Source organism: Flavobacterium aquiphilum, from assembly GCF_027111335.1.
Taxonomy (GTDB): domain Bacteria; phylum Bacteroidota; class Bacteroidia; order Flavobacteriales; family Flavobacteriaceae; genus Flavobacterium; species Flavobacterium aquiphilum.
Map to the genome: position 1 here is coordinate 3,230,004 of NZ_CP114288.1, position 18,771 is coordinate 3,248,774.

Consider the following 18,771-nt stretch of genomic DNA (forward strand, 5'->3'; position numbering starts at 1 on the left):
TCCAGCTGATTTTTATTTAATTTCCTAAAGTTTATATAGATTATTTCAAGATTGGAATTTCCACAAAACTATCGTTAAACCATTTGATCACCAACGGTTTTTTTGCATCGGCAATGGTTTCGCTGCTCACGGTTTTCCCTGTTCCGTAATTGAGTTCTGAGAATGGGTTTTTATTGATATTCAGTACCACTACAAGCCGGCTGCCTTTCTCTAGCTGTTTGCTAACCAGATGGGTGTTTTCAAACTTTATGATCTCTTTCTTCTCAGGTGTCAACAGTTGCCTCCGAGTCATATCTTTGGCATAGCTTGCCCGCCCTATGTAGTAAGAAAGGTGAAAATATTTTCCTTCGGAGTTTAGTTCATAAAGCGTGACACCGATGTCGGCATCTTTTTTATTGATGCTCAACCGTATATTTCCTTTGAACGATCCATTGACGATCACAGCCTGCTGTATGGGTTCGCTGATGAAAACATAACCGTTTTTACCAGATAGATTGTCGCGTACGATAGGGTCAGGATAATAATCATTATTGCTATTTTCCCGGTCGGCAAAATCCACTTCTTGTGTTAGAAAGGTCTCATTCTTTGGCTTTTTTAAATCCAATGAAAAACCTTCTCTTACTTTTTCCGAACTCAGGTAAAATTTAAGATAGTCATTATGCATCGCATCCAGTGAAGAAGCACTCCGCCATTCATCTGTACTCATTACCTGGTAATTGATCTTATCTTTCAGAAAAGTGGGTTTCACAGCACCTTTCAGCACATAGTCGAGCCATTGATATGTGTACTCTTTAATGGGGAATAAGGCTTTTTTGCTGATGGTATAACCGTTAATAGTTTCCTGTCCCCCCGATTGTGTACCGAAATGTCCATAAGGCCCGATAACAAGATACACCGGTATTTTGGGATTGTACTTGTTCATTTCCTTGAGGTAATAAATCCCCGAATTCTGCGAATCATTGTAATAGCCGTCAAAAGCCAGAACAGGAATATTGATCTGGGCAAAATCATTCTTGTACGGAGCCATATTCTGCCAATACGCATCGAAATCGGGATGACTGATCCAGCGCTGGAACAGCCGGTTGGGCGTTCCGTCGATGCTATCCATTTTATTGTAAGCTGCTCCGATTTCCCACCATTTGAACATCATATTGCGGAATCGTTGTCGATCATCGCCTGTTTTGTTGTCAAGGTATTTGTTATTTCCTACATAAAAAGACCATTCATAGTTGGGGTTAACAAAAATATTATTCTCCATAGGAAGTCCCATTCCCGGACGGTTTGCAACATAAGGAACAATGGTTTTTAAGGCCGGATGCCGTTTTTTTGCCGCAGCCCATTGTGTAAATCCATTATAACTGCCTCCATACATCCCAACACTCCCGTTACACCAAGACTGTCTGCTGATCCAGTCAATAACATCATAAGCATCTTTTCCATCGGTTTCATAAGGAAAAATATCGGATCTGCTGAAACGTTTACCTCTTGTATAAGCCATAACTCCAACGTATCCCCTATCAGCAGCCTCTTTAAGCGACTGTATATCCCGCCCCTGGTCCCGCACATAGATTGTAAATTGTAATACAACAGGTCGTGGAACTTTATCATTTTTTTTGCGTACTATCATTGCTGAAATCTCCGCTCCATCCCTTGTATGGATCATAACACTATCCTGTATACTGTATATTCCTTCCTTTTCCTGCCGATTGCCCCATAATGTTTGTTGGGCACTTACCGAAAGGAATAATTGCCATACAACAATGACAACCAGCATGATTTTATTTAACATATTTACTCTTCTTTATAAGTTGAACATCATTATTTCTATAATTCCATATCTTTGTTATATCACTAATCCTTCAGCAAATTCCATCATGTATAGCTTTTTTGTATGATCTTCCATCTGCTGGAAATTTTTACTTTGCTCCTGCATGGTTTTCATAGCCAAACACATTCAGTCATTCAGGAAGCCCCATATATAATTTTGAATTTCTTTCCTTTGCTCAGCATTGGCATCATCATCCATATCATTGTGCTTTACATCTGGTAACCTGATAATGGTCATTCTCCTTTTTTTCAGATCACTCTCTACAGGGATTACTCCCTCATCTGCCGGCTGATCGCTGGAACGTAAAGAATATATCTTGAGGTTCCGGTCTTTAGGAAAAGCCATTCTGCGATTGTCCAGCGTAATGATGCGACTTACGATATCCGGATATTTCTGTGGGAACAATACCGTCATATCCCCAACGTTGGAATGGCTTATGAGTGTTTGGTAAGCGATGATTCTTCTGTATTCGTTTTGAGCTTCCGGTTATGCCAAATCATAAAGCCAATCCAGATCAACAGCAATACCGTAATTAATATCAGCTCTCTTTCGTGAAGACCATCTCTAAAAAAATTATTCAGCGAATGAAATCCAGCTACTGCCAGTAATGAATATGTCCTATTGTATACTTTGCCAATTCCCCAAGTACCCAAAAACAAGACACCGAGAAAAATCATATTGGAACCGATGAACTCAAAGTTCAGATGCCAGATAAACCACAAAACCGTGATAATAATTATACTTTGAAGTTTCGGTAAATCTTTCAGCTGTTCTTGCAAAAATCCACGCCAACCGATCTCTTCCAATAAACCATATACCAAAACCGTGAAAAGCAGCGCAAAAGGAAATTGTTCCTGCTGAATATAGTTGACTGTTCCAATGAGAACGACTGGGAAAATCCAGAAAACAAACAAAGGCAAAAATAAATTTTGATAATTTCCTTTCAAGGAAAGCTTTAAGGGAATATTAAACAATTTAACCGAAACAAAAGCGCCGATTGCGGGGCCTATTCCACGAAGTAAAATTTGTATAAATTGGTTGTCGATAAAACCATATAGATTGGTTTTAACCGCCAAAAAGCGAAAAATAATGGCAATAACATAAAAAATGATAATGCTCCCAAGTCGTTTTTTTTCTTTCATATTTTTTGAATTAGATCATCCAAAATTAATTATAAGAAAGTGAAATCAACTTGACGTTGGGTAAGTTTTACTTCCTAGTAACTCTTTTTCTGAGACGGCTAAGACTTTCCGCAGTTAACCCCAGGTAAGAAGCTATTATTTTAAGAGGTGTACGCTGAAAAATTTCGGGACGCTGGCTAATGAGGTTCATATAACGCTCCTCTGGGCTAAGTGTAAGAAGGTTGATCTGTTCCTGTTGTTTTCGTAGGAACAATATTTCAGGGATCGCTTTACCAATCCTTAATCCAGTTTCATTCAGGGAATAGAGCTCGTTAAGATCAGGATAGCTGATTGACCATAATGTACAGTCTTCCAATGCCTGTGTTTTAATGCCCGAAGGTTGCTGTTTAAGGAAAGAAAAATAATCACTCATAAAACTTTGTTCATAAAGCAAGTTGATGCAGATATCTTTTTTTCCGTTCCAAACGAATAGTCCCACAGAACCTGTGGCTACAATATTCAAATATTTTTCTACACACTGATAATCTTTTATGACATAATTTTTCTGAAATTCTCTAACAGTTATTTTTTCTGAAAAGCGCTCCCAGATATTATTTTCAGCGTTATAAAATGGAGAAAAAAACTGTTGAATTTCTTGTGGTGTGGGCATACATTCAGTTTTATCTATGCAAATTTAAGATTTCCAGCCATATTACTGACTAAAATCATCCTTATTCGTAATCGAACTTTTTAAAAAATAGAGTAAAAATAGTGTATTTCTCCGAATAAAATTTAAATGAATGACAATAACAGTAAAGATAATTCAATAGAGCTTTAATTGCAGGATATGCACAATACAATATGTTAGCTAAATCCTTTCTACAGCAGGATTCTGTATTATTAATATAGGGTGGGAATGTCAGTAAGATTCGGTGTTTATGAGAATTGTTGAAATGTATTTCGAAACTTTTCAGATGAAACATATTATGTTTATTTCTTTTTCAGCGAATTTGTAACAAAAAAGATTGTGGGTAGATAGCATATAGGTTTCTTCCTTACAGCAAATCTATGCGTCCATCAAAATTATACAATGAAACGCCTGCAAACATAACCTACCAACAACAACTTACGGATTATAAACACCGTTGAACAAAATAATTCTCCAGCCATCTGGATCTTCGTAGGTTTCGCTTTTGTCTTTCCAATAAGGGTTTTCGGGTTCAACGGGAGTTACCCCTGTTTTTTGTAGTAGCTCATTAGCTTTTTTATATTCTTCGATGTTATCGTAGTATAAGACCGTTAAATTTTCTTTTGTGGGCTTCGGCAAAGGCACTGTGTCTGTATGCTGGGTAAATTCTAAATGATATGTTTTATCCGGGAACCCCAACATAACCCCGTCATAACCTGAATGGTTTTCAAATTTCCCCAATACTTCTAATCCTAAACCCTGCTGATAAAATTTGACAACTTCTGCCAAGTTATTTGTAGGTCTTGCAATTCTGAACTGTATAGCTTTCATATTTTTTCTTTGTTAGGATTTTTTTGTACTTATTTGATTGTTACAGGATATAATGAAGGCCAATGCAACAGCAATTGATATACAACCATTTAACCTTTTTCTTTTCATAAAAATATACTTAAAATTATGAAACAAAATTCTAAATAAAAGCTATGTTAGTCAATCGCAAAAATTCCGTTTGTGTTGTCAATTTTCCTGTTTATTACGATACATTTCAGGAGATATGCCTTTTATTCCTTTAAAAAAACGAGAGAAAGCAGACGTGGAAATAAATCCCAATTTGTCAGAGATAGATTTTATGGTCAGGTGAGCGTATTTTAATAGAAATTCTGACTCTAAAATAATTCGGTTCTGAATTAGAGTAAGTGCTGACACACCTATCTGGTTTTTCACACATTCGCTTATATATTTTGGCGACAGGAACATGATGTCTGCATACTCCTTTACAGTTTTGAACTTATGAAAATTCTTATCTACTAATTTTCTGAACTCGTACATTATCTGATATTGTCGGTTAATAAGTTTGTCAGAGTTCAGCAGGCATATTTCACATATCCGATTATAATCATAAAGTACCTGCAATATATAAAGTCGTGAAACTTCAATACAGAAAGGCGATTGATTGCCTATTTCCTCTTTTATTTTTATGAACTTATATAATGTGTCATCGAAGGCTTTTTTTTCCAAATCGAAAGTTGGAGGATAATCTGGGTTAATGAATAACAATTCTTCCATAATCTCACTTTTCACAAATCCTTTTTTTACAAAATCAGATTTAAAAAGTAAAAAATAGGCATCAAAGTCTTTTAAAAAATGCATAATAGAAAAAACGGTATGTGGTGGAACAATAGAAATTGTAGATGGCTGTATAGCGAAGTCGTGCTGTCCAACAGAAATATCACACTTACCCTTACTGCATAAAATAACTAAATAGAAATTGAGTTTAACAGCATCAATTACTTGCAAACATTCATTCACCCGAAAGATTGAACAATTCGTGTCTTCTGCATCAGTTGGCTGAAAATATAAATGCTTTACTATGAAATCTACTATTTCTAAAGATTTTATAATCATATTCTACATGTTGAATATTGCAAAGTTATAAATTTTAGATTAGGCTGATTAGTTGTCAATTTATATCACCATCTCGAAGTACCCTTACTATCAAATGTTTTGATTAGGGTCTTTTTTAATGCGTTCCCTTTTGTTTGCAACAATTATGGTGTAAAAAAAACGTCCTAAATATGAAAGGATGTTTAATATGATATCGATACTAAAAATTCAGGGGGAACTTATAAAGAGGGAAGCTAATACTAAAAACATTCGATACAACTAATTAAAAAAATGACTTTGGAGTTTTTTTTTACAGCCCCTGCAAAGGCAAGTGGTTTTGATCTGCTGAAAGTATTTCAAGCAGGTCAGAACACAACTTGCTATTTTTTCATGAAAATATTATTACCGATGATTTTTAATTGAAAGGGCTCAATGCCCTTTTTTTTATATTTAATGGTGGGATTATTAAATTGTTTTGTGATAGTTCCTTGGCTGCAGGTTATTGGTGGAATAACTGTGATGAGTGTCTCTTAAGTACTTAATTATGCTAGCAAGGCTTCAAGTATATAAGTGCCGAGAATGTTGGGAAGCAACTTTTTATGTACACAAGCATGCAGGTATGTATATAGGAATATTTGTAGGAATGTTGGAAAGCAACTTTTTCTGCACGTAAGCATGTAGGAATACAAGTGTGCAAGTATCTATTTATGCAGGCAAGTATATGTTTTTATAAGTGCTTTTAAAAGCATAAAAATGTCTTTATTGCAAAGTGGGGTCTAAAGATTTGACTGAAGTAAAATCTTTAAGTTGTGACTGAGCCTGTACAGGCACCAATAAATTTATTTTTCAAAAGAAAACAGAAAATGGGAAAAAAGAAAAAGAAAGCAATTTCATAGGACGGGGTGCAGACAGGCCAAAAGGAATCGGAATAAGTCCCGAAGGGTGGCTTGTGAGGTCCGAACAAGGCATTATGCCGAGGTCTTTTTGCCAGGCTGAAGCAGCCCGGCATATCTTCGTTTTCTTTTTATTATTTCTTTAAGGGAAAATATAAGTATAAAGGATCTGTTTTTAAATGCTATTTTCCAAAGAAAAACTAAATCCAGTGGTAGGTTTTGTCTTTTCTGTTAAGATAACAGTACATTTCTTCTAGTAATTTATAGTCATCAGTTATATTGTAAGAAAGTCCGGCTGAAATAGCCCAAAGCCCGGCAGATTCTTTTGCGATATCATGTCTGTCAGTATCCGCTCCTCGGACAATTGCTGCCATAATTGAAATGGCAGGATCGTCAATTTCATATTTTTTGACAATGTAATCAAAAGTGCTTTGTTCATTGTAGTGGGTAAACTCTACATTTGGAATATCGAAAGGAATAGCATTCAGTTCTTTTGCTTTATCCAGAACAATATTAAAAGGGACATAAATGAATTCGGCCTCACTGTCAACAAATTTTTTAATGAGCCAAGGTGATGCAATTCGGTCTATTTTTGGTCTTTCTCTAGTAATCCATTTCATTTTAAAAAATTACGAATTTTTGATTCTTCAAAGCTACTTTATTTTTTTAAAAATATTACAGGCTACATTTTTTTTGGAATATCGGGCCCTTACGAACCTGTTTTCGAACCATTTTATACAAGCTTTAAAAAAACTTTCTGTCAACTAAAAAAAAATTACAACCTAGCTGTTTAAATAGAACTACTAAAAGGTATTAACTTCAATTTTTTTAAACTACTTTTAGAATTTCAGAAATAGAATTATTAACCCATATCATAGTCTCCTCTTTTTATTTGCATATCCACCAAAGTCTTGGATGTAAATGTAAAAGAAGATATGAAGAAACTAATGGACAAATACAAATAAAGCCTTTTTTAATCTTTTAGAATTTCATAATGATCTTTTTAGCTTACTTAAGATCAGCAAACAAAAAAATAATTTAACTTATTCTCCAGACTTTGTTTGCCGATCCAAAAAGGCTCCGATTATAAAAACCGAAGCCTTGACTTTTCAACTTAAACACTTTTGGAACAGTGTCGATAACCGCTAAACCCAATATTAATGTATTTACGGTTTAATAATCAATACCGATGGCGTATTGTTTAACCAAGTGCTGTGGGAATCAATCAGTTTTTTCCAACTCTCAAGACTAATGATCATTAAATCTTGTTGTTCCAAAAACTCTTTTTTTATTGTTCTTTCCTGCATCATCATAATATGGTTGGGCGCTATTTGTTCAATCGCACGAACCGCTTCCTGAATATCCCTAGTACTTCTTGCTTCTCCAACGTCATCCAAAACCGTAATCTGGGAACCGTTATTATGTATCAGTTTTTGTGCAAACTCGATCAGAAATCCGTCTTCTTTAGCAAAAATTGGCATAAAGACACGATCTATTTCTTCTAACTTTTTATCGACAAGGATTCCAACCGGCATTTTACTGTTTGTCACAATCTGTCTGGTTCTTTCATCAAAAGGGGAATTCTCGAATAATCCTTCTTTACCGGTAATTTTATCGATTAAACGGTCGGGGTTAATAATTCGCGTCGTAAAACCGAGTACTTTTCCGAGCAATGTCCCTTCAAAAATAGAATGTCCCAAACCAACCAACAACAAATCGTATTCACCGTGATTTGCCGTCTCCGTTACTTCAGAATCGATATCATTTGACACTTTAAAAAGAGTAGTGATTTTTTGGTTAAGCCTTTCTGATTCAGAAACAACGGGCAAAAAAGCTTCCTTTTCTTGATCTTTGACATCAAAGGAATGCATCTCAGAAGTTAAAGACAGGTGCATTGCGGTAACAATGGTGTTCCCCCCCTGTTTCTTAACCAAACTGTTGGCCACTTTCAACAAGGTTTTCCCTTTGTCGGGTGATACAAAGGAAATAAGAATTTTGTATTTACCCTTACTGCTTATTTCTTCGGGGATAATAGTAAGTTTGTCCCTAAAAATATAGTTTATCAAATCCAACATCAGTCATAAACGTTGTCACCAAAGCCATAATTACCATCATCGTAAAAATCTCGGTCGAAAGAACACCCAGGTCATAACCAATATTCAGCACGACCAATTCCATCAAACCTCTTGTATTCATCAATGTCCCAATAGACAGACTATCTTTCCAACTATGCCCGACAATCTTTGCTGCAAAGGTACTCCCAAAAAATTTTCCAGCTACCGCAACCAAAATAATAACTCCCGTAACTTTCCATAAATAAGGATCGTTAATCAATCCAATTTGGGTTCGCAAACCTGTAAAGACAAAGAACAAAGGAAGCAGGACAACCACCGAAACATCTTCAATTTTTTCGATAAAAATAGAACGGAACTTATTGTTTTCAGGCATAATTGCACCCGCTAGGAAGGCACCAAACAAAGCATGAATCCCGATTAATTCCGAAGCATAAGCAGACAACAACAATGTCAAAAAGAAGATCGCCACAACTGGTTTGCTCAAACTTTCCTTAGTTGAACTCAAATCGCCAACTTTTTTGAGAAAAGGACGAACCACTTTCAGCATCAGCATTACATAAATTACCGCCAACACGATAACATAGAGAGAACCAGTTAATGAACCTGCCTTTACAATCGCAATAACTGCCGCCAAAATGCACCATGCTGTAATGTCATCGGCAGCGGCACAGGTTATAACAATTGCCCCCAATTTTGTCTTGTGAATCCCGCGTTCCCGCACTATTCCCGCCAAAACAGGAAACGCAGTAATACTCATTGCAATCCCTAAAAACAGTCCAAAAGAAATAAACTCGACTCCCTGAGGCGCAAAAGAATGATAAATGAAGTAGGCCAAACCCAAACCTAGAGAAAAAGGAATTATAATACTGGCGTGGCTAATCACCACTGCATCATGCGCCTTATTTTTTAGTACTTTCAAATCGAGCTCCATACCTATCACAAACATAAAAAGTATTAATCCGATTTGGCTCAAAAACTGAAGGTTCCCCAACGAATCCTTCGGAAACAACATTCCCGAAAACTCAGGGAAATACATTCCAATCAACGATGGCCCTAAAACAATACCAGCAACCATTTCGCCTATTACAGTTGGCTGGCCAATTTTTCGGCTAACCCAACCAAAAAAACGGGCTACCAAAATGATTGTTATAATTTGTGCCAAAAGAATAGCCAAAGGATGTTGCAAGTTGTGCATCATGGATGTTTTAAATTCATCCAAATATCCATTTTCGATATAATGGGGAACTACGTTGCCTCCAACTTCAAGCATTTTTCCCTTCTGGATAATCCAATAGATCAATCCTGAGAAACCGCCAATAATAATCAAATAAAAAAAGGATTTAGTGATGTTTTTCATAAGTTCTCATTAAAACAAATTAATTCTATGCAAATATGAAAACAGATTTTGAAAGCCTAAAACGAATTGCAGGCTAATTTTGGCGGGATGTAACAAGAGCGCAAAACTTTGTAATAAGTTAGATTTTCACTTTCGACAAAAAATCATTTTTGTAGGTTTCGCTCAAAACCAATACAGTTGGCTTTCCTTTTCCCTCATGAAGTGAGAGAGTGATTTCAGTGTGGTTAAAATACTGTACCGCCTTTATCGCAATAATTTCTTTTTTGTTCACTCGGCAGAAATCAGCCTTTGGAAGCTGATCTAATAAAGAGCCAAAATTGATGTTCTTAAGAATTAAAATACTGCCGTCAGCCAAATAAACTTCCTTGTCCCTGCTATCAACAGCTGCTGTTTTGATGTATTGGATCTGCTCAAAATACAGCAATGACTTTCCTTTATCAGTATTCAAGTGGATAAATTTCCTCGAACTGTCAAATTTTTGGAAACGTTCCAAAGCTTTGGCGACAGCCCTTTCCAAACGCTCCTTGGTCACGGGTTTGGTGACATAATCGACGGCATCTATATCGAATGCCTCAGCAGCGTAATTTTTGTAGGCAGTGGTAAAAATAACCAATTTATCCTGTAGCAAATTAGCCAAAGTCAACCCGTCAATTCCCGGCATTTCGATATCCGAAATGCACAAATCAAAATCGAATTTGGGAACCTCTTCCAATAATTTTTGTGGATCATTGAACGCTTTTACGATTTCTAATTCTGGAATTTGCTCACAAAGCATTTTCAGGTAAGTTAAACCCGGCAATTCATCGTCAAGCAGTAAACATTTGATTTTTGTATTCAAGAAGATTGATTTTTAAATGCGCAACAAATATGTCGTTTTCGACAAATTTATCCAATTTGAACTGATTTTTGTAAATAATTTTCAATCGCTGTTCCAAGGTCGTGGCACCAATTCCGCTTCTTTCTTTTTTCAGGGCTTTTTTTTCAGAAATTTTATTGGAAACCGTCAAATAGAAACAATTATCCTTAAACTCAAACAGTATCGAAATAAAGGCATCGGCACTTTGCAAATCGGCATGCTTAAAGGCATTTTCAATTAAATCAATCGAAATCAGAGGAGCCAAAAGATTCTGCTCATACAATTTTTCCTCTTCATTAATCTTGGCCTTCACTTTCAGTTCAAAAAGCGGACTCACTTTGATTTTGTTGATTTCGATCAAATTCAGGGCAAACTGAATTTCTTCTTTTGGGGAAACAAACTTTTTTTGGCTTTCATACAAAATATAATCCAAAACATTGGCCAATTTATCCAAAGCAAAATAGGTTTGGTAAGCATGTGACTGAATCGAATTGAGGATGTTTTTGAAAAGATGCGGGTTGAGTTTAGACTCCAATGTTTCCAACTGCAGATTATTGACTTTCATTTCAAGCAAATCAAATTTTTCCTCAACATTCTTTTTTGCTTTCCCTGATTGAACCAATCGGTAAACAAGATAGCAAAGCACCGAAATCAACATCAGAATTATTGCCAGCAGCAGATATATAACGCCATTGCTTCCTTGAGTACTATCCATTTTCCATTTGAGTTGAAACTATTAAAATTGGTTTTCGTTTAATGCGCCGAGACAAATTTAAACCCAATAATTGATGAATTAAAGTAAACAAGAAAAAAAGTCTCCAAAATGTCGCTGGTTCTATGAATAAAAAAATACCAACGAGAACAGTTCCAACTGCTCCAATTCCGGTCCAAACTGCATAAGCCGTACCAATTGGAAAAGTTTATGAAGCCTTGTACAACAATCCCATACTGATGGAAAAGGGCTATAAAAAACCCAATCATCCACAAAGTAGATTTTATCCATGCCTTTGAGTGGACTTTGAATCGTCTTTGAATCGTCCTACAGGACGGGACACTTTTAAGTTAGCCTTTCTTCGATCAAATTTTTCCAAATGATAAAACCTTTCTTATCCGTGGAATAATCGTGAAGTACCTTACTGAAATTATTGGGTGGATTTTCTATAAAAGCTTGTCTGCCGTTATTTCTAATGATATTTAGGTAGTTGTCAATTTGTTTTAATATGTCAGGAATAAATTGCCTGTCTTTGTCAAAATGCCAAACATAGGTTGCTTCTTCTGTATTTAAGGTTTCTAAGACAATATGAAATCCCTTTTTTCCTGCTAGAAGGAAAACAAATGAAAATGGATTTAAAACAAATCTGATTTTAAGAACAGTTCTCTCGTGATGCTTGGCTAAATATTGTAAATGCGTTTGATGTTTGTAATTTTGATTCTTCAAAAAATCATTCAATAATTCATCTCCAGAATCATACAAATTGAAATTATTTTGATTTTGTAATTGCTGAATATTTAATAAGTTTTCTTGATTAACCAAATTTGGTTTACTTAAGAATGTTTTTGTAATAAACTTAAATTTTACACTTTCAATCAGTTCACTAGTTATCTTTGTTAAATCATTGGATTCCGCTAATTGTGAGATTACTTTTCCATTCTCGAATTCAGCATAAATAGAAATTGAAATAGTTTTAATTTTGAGTGCTTTAGAGAAATAATCTTTCAAAACTTCAAATTCCGGCCTGATTTCAAGATTTTCAATGTCAAATTCAAGTTCAGTATTTATTTCGGTAATATTGTATTTAAAAGCAAAACTACCATAACGGAATTCGAGGTTTTCAAATGGAATTTTTACTCTTTTATCAATAACGAAAGAGTCTTTTGAAACAGTAATTTCCTCTTCGGGTTCATCAAATAAGGTCGCAAGTCTATCTATTTTTCTGTAATAGGTATTTCTCTTCAGAAACATTTTGTTTAAATAATCAATCTTGATATCTCGATAGTCATAAATAGTTGGAACTATTTCCGATCGTTGGACTCTACCGATGTATTGAATCAATTTTCCCTCAAAAGAAAATGGATAAACGAGAAAGAGACAATTAGCAGTTTGTAAATCGGTTCCTTCTCCAAAGAATTGTCCAGTGGTGATTAATACCTGATAATTCCCTTCCTTTAATGATTTCCATTTTGAGATTTTGTTATTTTCAGAATCTTCTCCACTTAAAGTGATCACTTCATAAGATTGTTTTAAATATTGATTTAATGAGTCAATATGTTCTTTACGTTCTGTAATAATAACGACTTTTTTGTCAGATTTCAATTCAATAATCACATCTTGAAGAACTGATTTATTTCGGGTAGAATCGTGAATCAGGATTTTTGATAGCGTTTCAAATTTGTCTGTCTTGGAATTGAATGGTACATCAAGTTCAGTGTTTCGAATAACAATTTTTGGCCTTTTAGATGTGCTTATTTCACTTGTTTTTATTTCGGCAATTACTTCGCCCAAATGAATAAAAATCAATTTACCGTCATTGTATTTTCGAAATGGTGTTGCCGTTAATCCATATAAATAAAAGGTTTGCAGTTTTGAAATTGTATTTCTGAATGTTTCTGCCGGGATGTGGTGGCATTCGTCTAAAATAATTGTTCCAAAAGCATTCAAAATTTTTCTTCCATCAGGTTTTTCCAATTCTTTTGATAGACTTTGGATCATAGCAACAGTTATTTGCTTACCGATTTTAGTTTTGCCTTGACCTATTTTTCCAATTTCACTTTTGGGGATTCCAAGAAAAGTTTCGATTCTTTCAATCCATTGGTCGGCAATTTGTTTGCGATGAGTGATGATTAATGCAGGTTGTTTTTTCTCCGCAATAATTTTTAGCCCAACAATAGTTTTTCCTGAACCCGGCGGAGCAACAACAATTCCTAAATCTTTTTTTTCAATCGCGTCAATCACTATTTGCTGATGTGCTAGGAGTTGTGCGCTGAATAAAAAAGATACCTCTTTTAATTTTTCCCTTTCATCCTTGAAATCATATTCAATTTTATGTTCTCTGCAAAAACGAATTATTTTTCCAATAAAGCCTCTTGGAATAATTACTTCGTTTTCTGTTTCTTCAACTAGTTTGAAATATCGTTCGGTTCCAAAAGTATTTTTCCCAATCTTTTTTTTGACTAAAAATTCTGCATTCAGAAAATTTAATTCTTCTTTTAGAAAGTTGATCAATGGAAGAGAAATGGCAAAGCGATTAATTATCACGTCATTTGCCAACCTTATGGTTAGCTTCTCATTATTCGATTTGGGAATAAGTGGACTTGGTGTGTTTTCTTGTGTGTTGTAAATCTGATGCAGTTCATCAAGTTTTATTTCCGAAATTCTTTGAATATTCTTTATAAAATCCCATTGATTCGGAATTGGTTCTAGACTTTCCATATCAATAAAACAACTGTTTCCTTGTTCATAGGCTTTTTTATATAAAGGAAGTGCTATCAAATTTCCAAATCCTTTTCCGGACAAAAAATCCTGATTGGGAAACATTCTGTCAAAACTGGTGCTCTTGTCAAATAAAGAAAAGACTCCTGTTTGCTCTAAAATTGAGATGAAAATCTTTCTGCTTTTTATCGCTGGATAAGGTTTTTCAAAAAATATCCAAACATGACCGCCTTTACCCGAACGTGAACGTTCCAAATAAGCAGGAATCCCCATTTTATTACAAGCAATTATAAACTTTTTGCAGTCCTCAACCCATTGGACTTTATCAAAATCGGCAACAATAAACCAAGATGTATTTTCTTTGAGTAAAGGATAAATACCAATATGTTGTTCTCCATTAAGGTGTTTCTCAATTTCCCTTTCAGTTAGAATTAAATATTCTTTATCTGTGTAATTTTGAAAAGTACCTCCATTTATTTTATGAATTCGATACCGATATGGGTCATAAAAATATGCTGGCATATAGCCTTTTTTGCCTCCTTTTTCCCAACGAACCGCAAACACATCTTCTCTTCCTCTAAAAACGGATTTGAATAGTTGAATTACATCTAATGGTGTTGGTGAAGCCATTTTTTGATCTTTATAATTTAGATCCTGTCATTAATTTTTGTTTCAATCTTGAAATTTCAATTTGCAGACCTGAGGATTTCTAATATTTAATATTGTTGTTGCTTGGTTAAAAATTTCATTGATTTGGATGTTTTCTCTTTTGGAATACTTCATAATAAGCCTGTTCCATTTGCTTGATTTCATCATCACTTAACTCCTTGTAAAAATCGCGTTTACGACTAGCTAATTTTCCTTTGTTCTGATGGAGGAACAAAATCATTCGGTCAATTTTATTATCGGGCATATCAACTATGTTTTGTATCTCGCCTTTGAGTTCATCATAACATTGAAGGAAATACAGCTCTTCAGGAATATCGTTATTAACTGTAGCTTGTATTGCTCTTGCCAAAAACACGGTATGATTAGTTAAATCTGGAAATCGGTATAGGGCTTCTATTTCTGATGCGTTTTCAACAATCATTTCTCCTGCATCATTAAGAACATATTTTACTTTTCGTTCAATCAATTTAGAAAGTAGCTCCAAAGTAGTATCGTATTCATCCATATGGGCAAGGATTTGAGCAGAAACAGGAAGTATTGTACCATTAGGAACAACACCATCGCGTACAAGAATATCATGAATAAGAAAACGATGAATTCTTCCGTTACCATCTTCAAACGGATGGATATATACATATCCGAATGATACCATTGAAGCTTTTATAATTGAGTTGGTCGAACTGTTTTTTTTATTTAAATCAAGTATCCCTTGCATCAGAAATTTTACATATTGCGGTGGTGGACATACGTAATGTATTTTCTGTGTATAGTCTCTCATTGTCTGTCCAACATAGTTTTGAAAATCCCTAAAACCGTCGTCTGCATATCTGGGATCGACAATGACGTTTTGTAAACGTACCAATTCGGTCTCAGATAATGATTCTTCAAAGGTTCTTTGCCCTGCTTCTTCCAATAATGCAATGAATTTCTCCATTCTGTCTTGTGAAGGTTCTTCTTTCTCTATTTCACTGGAAGATTTTGATTCTTTTTTATAAAGATAATAGCTTGCTCGTTTAAAAATTTCTGGTGAGTATTTGTGTTTTAAATTTTCAATTGCTTCTTCAATATTCCAATCGAGTAACCCACTAAGTTCAGAGGTTCTTCTGATTATAGGACAAAATTTGTTTTGTCCTAAAAGATTATCGTTTACTTTCCATTTAGTTATTTTTGTAATATCCCCTGTTATATATCGCGAGACATTCAATATATTCTCATAATTAGTTGCAGTAACGTTAACTTCAATAGGTTTTCCTCCGGTAAACTCATACAAGTAACCAATGATTCTTGGATATTTTCTATTTGGATTTTCTTTGATGTAGTCAACTATTGTTTGATGGCCAACAGAGGTGAAAATTTCCTTGATGAACGCGAGATTAAAATCATCATATTTCAGAGCAAATTCTAAATGACTCATTGGGTGATCAATATTTACATCATATTTAGATTTGAATGTTCGCACAATCGAATTTGTGGAACTTAATTCGGTTTTATCCGTTGTCCCTATATATGATTCATGGGTCAATTTAAACCCTTGGATATCTAGTTTTTCCTTAAGCCATGTGAATCCAACTTTTTTCATTTACGTTCTGTTTTTTAGGGTAAATCTAATTTTAAAGAGGTAAATTTAGTTTTTATTATTAAATAAAGGGTAAAATTAATTTGTTTTAACACCAAACTTTTTTATCATTTATTTCTGGGGTAAAATTGCTTTGAAAAGAGTAAAATAAATTTTAGAAACTAATTTAAGGGTATTTTTTGCTTGGAATTAGATAGCCAAAGAAGTTTTGATATTGCCATTTAGAAAAAAAGAGATTACAAAGGAATATATGTTCCTGATCCCCTGATCCTACTTTTGCACCTGATCCATCCTAAGTTAGCGGCTAAATTTCGAACTATAAAAAAACCTCTAAAATCATTTGATTTTAGAGGTTTTTAAATTTCTGTGGTCCTTACGAACCTATTTTCGAACCATTTTTTACATGATTTAAAAAAACTTACAGATCGATAGCAGATTAATATTTTTCTAAAATTTTCTTTGCTGAAATTATTATTTCATCTGCTGATTTACTATCTAAAAGTTCTATGTCAAATCTTTCTAAAGCTTCATTCAATTCTTTTAATTTGCTGGAATTATTTTTATCACTATATTCTTTTCTTAGAATCCTTATTTTTTCAAAATCCTGAATTCCTTCTATTAGCTTCTCAAATCGAACAGAACTTCTTGGGCCTGGGTATATTTGAAAAAAATCACCAGCGGGGAAAACACCGCGTGAGTCTTCCATAGGATTTTTGTTCCAAAGATTATAAGCCCAGCGTAAGTAACCCGAAAAGCCTTTAGAAGCAGCATACCATCCCATCCAAACCGATTCGGCAGGCGAAGAAAAAGTAAACATATTAGGTTTTTCTCCTTCACAGGAAGTATAAAAAGTTGAAACCAATTGTTTCGAATTTCGATACTTCAAATCTTTATTGGTAAAACTACTGGCTTTAAAAATTGAATAATCATCTACCAATTCAATTAATTCTGGATGGTAACTTCCTGCTAGCGCAATCTTCCATTGTGGGTCAACTTCCTTAATTATTTTTATGACTGCGAGCATATCTGGTAACTTTCTTTCATCCATCGCAATGCTGGTAATTTGGAACCAGTTTTTCTCTTTTAGATGCTTGGTAAAATCTTTAAGCATTCCTTCCCAGAAATCTTTGTACTCAGCAGAACTTGTAGTTGTAACAAATGAAACATTTTTCCCTGAAGCCTCATCATAGTAAGTAAATTCCATATTCCAAGGAACCATTGTAAAACAATTTATGCGCTTTGTAATCCCACAACTCATTACAAAAGAAACATACTTGTCGAATAAACTGTAATCATAACTCCAAGAACCATTTGCTTTTTTTGTCCATTTAATCATTCCAGGTGAATCTTCTTTGCTTTGATTTCCTCCATCAATCATACTGATGGTAACTACTTTTTGGCTTGCTAATGCCAACATTTTATAATAGGGTTTCATCTGCTCAAAATGTTCGTTACTCCACAAAGGAGTATTATGTTTTTTGGCAATAGAAACCGGATATTGCCATAAATCTAAATCAAATTTCCATTGTGATGCTAATGGCAAAACATGATTTAAAACACGGACTGATACATTTAGTGTAAATATTTTTCCTGCATTAATTTCAATTTTTCCATTATAAATTCCAGTTGCTGTCGTTTGCGGCACTTCGATATTTAACCAAATTGGTTGAACTGTTCTTGCTTTCATCGGAACTGTTGAAACTGTATCTATTAAATCTGCAACAAGAGTGGAGTCTAACTTTGAATTATTTCTAGGGCTACAACCATTTCCAAAATACCCATCCGTCCAAACGTATTTCATAAACGAAGCCGTTATTTTTTTTGAGTCAATTTTATCTCCTTTTGAATTTATTAAATCAGAAATTTTAAAGGACACCTTGTCAATATTAGTTTTAGACCATAATAAAATTTGCGTATGAATTTTTTCTCCTCTCCATGCGTTAGCAGTAAAACTATTTTGCTTCGTTATTTCTGGTACTCTATTATTTGAATAATGAATATTACTATTTGCAAAGGAAACATTGGTTTCGTTTTTAAGTGTCCCCCATTGTTTTGAATAGTATCCTTCGGTTTGGGCTTCGGTACAGAAAAAAGTAAAGAGTGTAAATAACACAAAGAATGATCTGTAAAGACTGTTTTTTTTCATAATCTATTTGTATTAATCCATGTCTATGGATAAGATTATATATTGGTTTAAATTAGGTAATCAAGGAGTTGGAGTTAAATGACGATGCTTTTTGGTTTAGACCTAACAGATTATAAAAACCTGCCAGGTCAGTATTCAAACCAAAAAAAATAAAACTCAACTGATGATTAATATTTGTTTTTTACTTAATTAACAATAAGATACAGTTATGCAATAGCATCTTAGCATTTCAATATTTCACGAAACAA

The 18,771-nt window shown here is 34.3% G+C and carries 12 protein-coding genes and 1 pseudogene; all 13 read right to left on the bottom strand.

What is annotated here, in order from left to right:
• Window positions 1-40: 40 nt before the first annotated feature.
• Window positions 41-1,789: a CocE/NonD family hydrolase gene (locus OZP12_RS13280; RefSeq protein ID WP_281225504.1), complete on the bottom strand. Its 1,749-nt coding sequence runs from the start codon at window positions 1,787-1,789 to the stop codon at window positions 41-43.
• Window positions 1,790-2,262: 473 nt separating this feature from the next.
• Window positions 2,263-2,970, bottom strand: a complete 708-nt coding sequence (locus OZP12_RS13285; protein ID WP_281225505.1) for a CPBP family intramembrane glutamic endopeptidase — start codon at window positions 2,968-2,970, stop codon at window positions 2,263-2,265.
• 67 nt (window positions 2,971-3,037) lie between these two features.
• Window positions 3,038-3,619 carry a Crp/Fnr family transcriptional regulator gene (locus OZP12_RS13290; RefSeq protein WP_281225506.1) on the bottom strand — a complete coding sequence of 194 codons (582 nt, stop codon included), beginning with the start codon at window positions 3,617-3,619 and terminating at the stop codon, window positions 3,038-3,040.
• 456 nt (window positions 3,620-4,075) lie between these two features.
• Window positions 4,076-4,468: a VOC family protein gene (locus OZP12_RS13295; protein WP_281225507.1), complete on the bottom strand. Its 393-nt coding sequence runs from the start codon at window positions 4,466-4,468 to the stop codon at window positions 4,076-4,078.
• A gap of 186 nt (window positions 4,469-4,654) precedes the next feature.
• Window positions 4,655-5,542, bottom strand: coding sequence for a helix-turn-helix domain-containing protein (locus tag OZP12_RS13300; RefSeq protein ID WP_281225508.1), 888 nt, complete (start codon window positions 5,540-5,542; stop codon window positions 4,655-4,657).
• 1,072 nt (window positions 5,543-6,614) lie between these two features.
• On the bottom strand, window positions 6,615-7,034 hold the full coding sequence (locus OZP12_RS13305; RefSeq protein ID WP_281225509.1) for a chromate resistance protein ChrB domain-containing protein: 420 nt from the start codon (window positions 7,032-7,034) through the stop codon (window positions 6,615-6,617).
• Between the two features lie 546 nt (window positions 7,035-7,580).
• Window positions 7,581-9,846 (bottom strand): annotated as a pseudogene (locus OZP12_RS13310) (cation:proton antiporter).
• A 118-nt stretch (window positions 9,847-9,964) separates the two neighbouring features.
• Entirely contained in the window at window positions 9,965-10,684 is a 720-nt protein-coding gene (locus tag OZP12_RS13315) for a LytR/AlgR family response regulator transcription factor (protein WP_281225510.1), read from the bottom strand.
• On the bottom strand, window positions 10,653-11,417 hold the full coding sequence (locus OZP12_RS13320; protein ID WP_281225511.1) for a sensor histidine kinase: 765 nt from the start codon (window positions 11,415-11,417) through the stop codon (window positions 10,653-10,655). The genes OZP12_RS13315 and OZP12_RS13320 overlap by 32 nt, the downstream gene beginning before the upstream one ends.
• The gene (locus tag OZP12_RS13325) at window positions 11,410-11,613 is read right to left on the bottom strand and encodes a DMT family transporter (protein WP_432419530.1); all 204 of its coding nucleotides are present in this window, start codon (window positions 11,611-11,613) and stop codon (window positions 11,410-11,412) included. Before OZP12_RS13325 ends, OZP12_RS13320 begins: the two co-directional genes overlap by 8 nt.
• 146 nt (window positions 11,614-11,759) lie before the next feature.
• Entirely contained in the window at window positions 11,760-14,762 is a 3,003-nt protein-coding gene (locus OZP12_RS13330; RefSeq protein ID WP_281225513.1) for a DEAD/DEAH box helicase, read from the bottom strand.
• Window positions 14,763-14,877: 115 nt separating this feature from the next.
• Window positions 14,878-16,380, bottom strand: a complete 1,503-nt coding sequence (locus tag OZP12_RS13335; protein ID WP_281225514.1) for a Fic family protein — start codon at window positions 16,378-16,380, stop codon at window positions 14,878-14,880.
• Window positions 16,381-16,813: 433 nt separating this feature from the next.
• On the bottom strand, window positions 16,814-18,523 hold the full coding sequence (locus OZP12_RS13340) for a DUF4091 domain-containing protein (RefSeq protein WP_281225515.1): 1,710 nt from the start codon (window positions 18,521-18,523) through the stop codon (window positions 16,814-16,816).
• Window positions 18,524-18,771: the final 248 nt, after the last annotated feature.